Source organism: Pseudanabaena cinerea FACHB-1277, from assembly GCF_014696345.1.
In the GTDB taxonomy this organism is placed as follows: Bacteria; Cyanobacteriota; Cyanobacteriia; order Pseudanabaenales; family Pseudanabaenaceae; genus Pseudanabaena; species Pseudanabaena cinerea.
In genome coordinates this window covers 1-3,247 of record NZ_JACJPY010000161.1, presented here as the reverse complement: position 1 = coordinate 3,247, position 3,247 = coordinate 1, and the positions used below count along the sequence as shown (strand labels likewise).

8 protein-coding genes are annotated in these 3,247 nt (G+C 38.9%); 4 read left to right on the top strand and 4 right to left on the bottom strand.

The genetic code is table 11. From position 1 onward, the window contains the following. Positions 1-268 precede the first annotated feature (268 nt). Positions 269-466: a DUF2283 domain-containing protein gene (locus H6F44_RS22410; protein ID WP_190353299.1), complete on the bottom strand. Its 198-nt coding sequence runs from the start codon at positions 464-466 to the stop codon at positions 269-271. A gap of 84 nt (positions 467-550) precedes the next feature. Between H6F44_RS22410 and H6F44_RS22405 the strand changes: the two genes are divergently transcribed. Both H6F44_RS22405 and H6F44_RS22400 read left to right on the top strand, forming a co-directional pair. Continuing rightward, the gene (locus H6F44_RS22405) at positions 551-802 is read left to right on the top strand and encodes an AbrB/MazE/SpoVT family DNA-binding domain-containing protein (RefSeq protein ID WP_190353298.1); all 252 of its coding nucleotides are present in this window, start codon (positions 551-553) and stop codon (positions 800-802) included. Further along, positions 796-1,164: a type II toxin-antitoxin system PemK/MazF family toxin gene (locus H6F44_RS22400; protein WP_190353297.1), complete on the top strand. Its 369-nt coding sequence runs from the start codon at positions 796-798 to the stop codon at positions 1,162-1,164. Before H6F44_RS22405 ends, H6F44_RS22400 begins: the two co-directional genes overlap by 7 nt. Positions 1,165-1,239: 75 nt before the next feature. Here H6F44_RS22400 and H6F44_RS23700 read toward each other — a convergent pair whose 3' ends face one another. The 3 genes from H6F44_RS23700 to H6F44_RS22390 are packed head-to-tail and all read right to left on the bottom strand — an operon-like array spanning position 1,240 to position 1,881. Beyond that, complete coding sequence (locus tag H6F44_RS23700; protein ID WP_277874151.1) at positions 1,240-1,365, bottom strand: hypothetical protein; 126 nt, start codon at positions 1,363-1,365, stop codon at positions 1,240-1,242. Positions 1,366-1,370: 5 nt separating this feature from the next. Further along, a complete protein-coding gene (locus H6F44_RS22395; RefSeq protein WP_190353296.1) occupies positions 1,371-1,640 on the bottom strand; it encodes a type II toxin-antitoxin system RelE family toxin in 270 nt (89 codons plus the stop codon). Next, a complete protein-coding gene (locus H6F44_RS22390) occupies positions 1,633-1,881 on the bottom strand; it encodes a type II toxin-antitoxin system Phd/YefM family antitoxin (protein ID WP_190353295.1) in 249 nt (82 codons plus the stop codon). Before H6F44_RS22390 ends, H6F44_RS22395 begins: the two co-directional genes overlap by 8 nt. A 225-nt stretch (positions 1,882-2,106) precedes the next feature. On the opposite strand from H6F44_RS22390, the gene H6F44_RS22385 reads away from it, so the two are divergent. After that, positions 2,107-2,463, top strand: coding sequence for a type II toxin-antitoxin system HicB family antitoxin (locus tag H6F44_RS22385; RefSeq protein WP_190353294.1), 357 nt, complete (start codon positions 2,107-2,109; stop codon positions 2,461-2,463). Next, the gene (locus H6F44_RS22380; RefSeq protein WP_190353293.1) at positions 2,460-2,741 is read left to right on the top strand and encodes a type II toxin-antitoxin system VapC family toxin; all 282 of its coding nucleotides are present in this window, start codon (positions 2,460-2,462) and stop codon (positions 2,739-2,741) included. The genes H6F44_RS22385 and H6F44_RS22380 overlap by 4 nt, the downstream gene beginning before the upstream one ends. Positions 2,742-3,247: the final 506 nt, after the last annotated feature.

The window sequence follows — 3,247 nt, the reverse complement described above, 5'->3', positions numbered from 1 at the left end:
TCGAAGTGGGACTTTCTTGGGCACAGTTGTTTTCTATTCAATATGTCTTCTGACTGACTCCATATATACCTTTCGTATCCTCACTTGGCGGAACCACTGCCAAACGTCTGCAAACCACAGATATTTTTAAGCTACCAGTTATCGCCGATCTACAACTTTCAAGCCTATGATTTTCGACATTTAATAAATTTTCGCATCTAGTCGCTATCTTCGTAAACCTATCAACAAGCAATCGAGCGATTTTACTCGTGAAATGAATAAGCGATTTTTATGCAGCGATCTGTTGATAATCAACCTCTGGAATACCCACACGTTCTTTCGCGTGTTCAATCGCCATATTGCAAAGCTGACCATCCTCATCTAAATCCAACAAAGTATTCTCATCTAAATCCCGTGTTTCCGTAGGTGTCTTTTGAGAAAAGACGATGTAAAGAGTGTCAGTATCTGCAAAATATCTAATTTTCATGCTTCTAGCCCATTGAAGTTTCTATCAAAGAAAAGGCATAACGTTTATACTAGTGTTTAAACATTTCTCTTATGAAATATTATTATGGTTGAAGTAATCCTTGACATCAAAACATGGGGCAACAACTTAGGAGTCCGACTTCCCGCCGCGATCGCTCGTGCTGCCCATCTCCACGTCAACCAAAGAGTCAAACTATCTGTTGTCGATAATCAAGTCCTGATTACACCTGTAGATGAGCCATTAACCCTTGAAGAAAGACTAGCTAAATTTGATCCAGCCCGACATGGTGGCGAAGTGATGGCAACATCGCAAAGGCTCGGCGCAGAGCAATGGTAAAAAAGCTATGGATACCCGATCGCCAAGACATTATCTGGATCGACTGCAATCCACAGGTTGGACAGGAAATGAAAGACGTTCATCCTTTTCTAGTACTATCACCACGCATTTTTAATGACAAAACAGCGATCGTAATTGGTTTACCGATGACAACAGCCGCATTCAATGCCGACAACCCTTTTGCAATCTCCGTCGGAAAAGTTGCAGGACGTAAAGCCAGTAAAACTAGTTATGTTCTCTGTCATCAGCCCAAATCCTTTGATTGGCGATTACGCAGGGCAAAACCTCATCCTCTGGGCAAGCTGAACAGTGAATTATTTGCTCAGGTGTGCGATTGCCTTAATCAAATAATCCAGTTGTAAGATTTACTTTAGGTATTATCAGAAAACCCAAAAGCGCTTTTTCTATTTGCCAGTTTGTAATGTGATTTTTTAATCTTAGAGGCGATCGCCCCTCAAAAAAATCAACCAGCGATCGCCTCTCAAAAAATCAAAACTAACCAGCGATCGCCTATTCATCCCCATAAAACAGCGATCTCCCCATGATGTGGTTCTTTGTTTCATAGATTCTATATCATTCTTTTTAGTTGTTTATAGACTTCATCATCGTTCCGTTTCTCAATTAATAAGATTTCTAGTGTTTGCTCTTCCACAAAATAAACTATCCGATATTCACCAATATCGGCTCTGTGATAGGGATAACCTTTTAACTTTAGAGAATCTTGAGGGTAGGGATTTGAGATTAATTCGGTAATTTTGGTTGCAACTTGTTTGGCGTGCTTTTCTGACAGCTTTTTTAAGCGTTTAGCGGCTTGTCGAGATAGGTTAACTTTAAGCATTTAGAATCTCTGATAATAAAGCCTCACTTTCTTTAATGCCGATAAAACCTTCTTGTTTGGCTTGATCTGCTTTTAGGGCTAAAAATTGATTTTCTAAATCTAAAAACCTTTCAAATTCTTCAATAGACATCATAATTGCAACACTACGCCCTTTTTTAGCTATTTGCACTGGTTCTCTACGTGCTAGGTCTAATAGTTCGCCAAAGCGGTTTTTAGCTTCTGATGCACCTAATGTTTTCATGGTAATAGCTCCTAACACTGTTGTTAGCTATTATAACCATATTGGCTATTTTAGCTATTATCGCCCGTCTAAAAAATCACCCAACCAGCGATCGCCTCTCAAAAAATCAAAACTAACCAGCGATCGCCTATCCATCCCACAAACAGCGATCATCATATTCATAAACCTGTCAAGATGTCATAATATAAATTATCGTAAATAATGCGATCTCTAAAGGTAAATTTCATGAACGCTAAACTGGTTAATGGACAAACTAAACTATCAATTAACGTCTTAGTCAAGAATGAAAAAGATGGTAAAGTTAGCGCTAGAGTATTAGGATTGCCCGAATATAGCGTTATTAGTAGCGATCGTCATTCGGCTATTTTGGAATTAGATCGATTAATTACTACAAATTTATTAGAAAATGAGGTCGTATCTTTAGAACTAGAAATTCCCAAGCGAGAACATCCTTGGCGACGGTTTGCAGGAATTTATAAGAACAGTCAGCTATTTGACTCTGTAATAGCTAACATCGAATCTCATCGCTGTGAATTGGATTCACAGACTACAGTTGACTACCAAGAGGAAAAAATCGCTTGAGTTTGCTAATACTCGATACCGATCATGTTTCTTTGTTTCTCAAAGGAAATACTCTCATTTGCGATCGCATATTTCAAACTGAACCAGATAAACTCGCTATTTCGGTCATTACGGCGCAGGAGATTTGTCAAGGTTGGCTTAGTGAAATTAATAAGTGTAGTCAAGCATCTCAGTCATCAAAACTACTTTTAGCTTATGCAGAGTTTGAGAAAGCTTTGGATTTCTTCCAAACTATACGGAGAGTTAGTTTTGACAATGACGCTTATTGTCAGTTTTAGATTTTACGCTCCCAATATAGGCGTTTGGGGACAAGAGATTTGAGGATCGCGGCGATCGCTCTGTCTATCAACGCTACTGTAGTTTCACGCAATGCTAAAGATTTTGGGCAGATCTTAAATTTGCCCATCGAAGATTGGTCTAGGATTTAAGGCTATTTGGACTAATCATCCACAACCAGCGATCGCCTATCTATCCCCTAACCAGCGATCGCCCCTCTAAAAATTAACCAAACAGCGATCGCCCGATTTACGATTTTGGTTGAATTTCAAACTCTGACTTGGAGCGATAGAAACAAACATCAAATTTAAGAAAAAAAGGCACTGGTTCCGTGTAATGAGTAGGGAAAAGCATTGCAATATATGACATATGGAGTTAATAATAAAAGATAAACTTCGGCTAAAAATACCAGTGTAATGAATCTATTTACCTATGCTTGTCCAGAATGTGGGAGCGAAGATGTGTGTGCTGACCACCAGTATAAGACGAAAAATTATGGGGTTAGGAC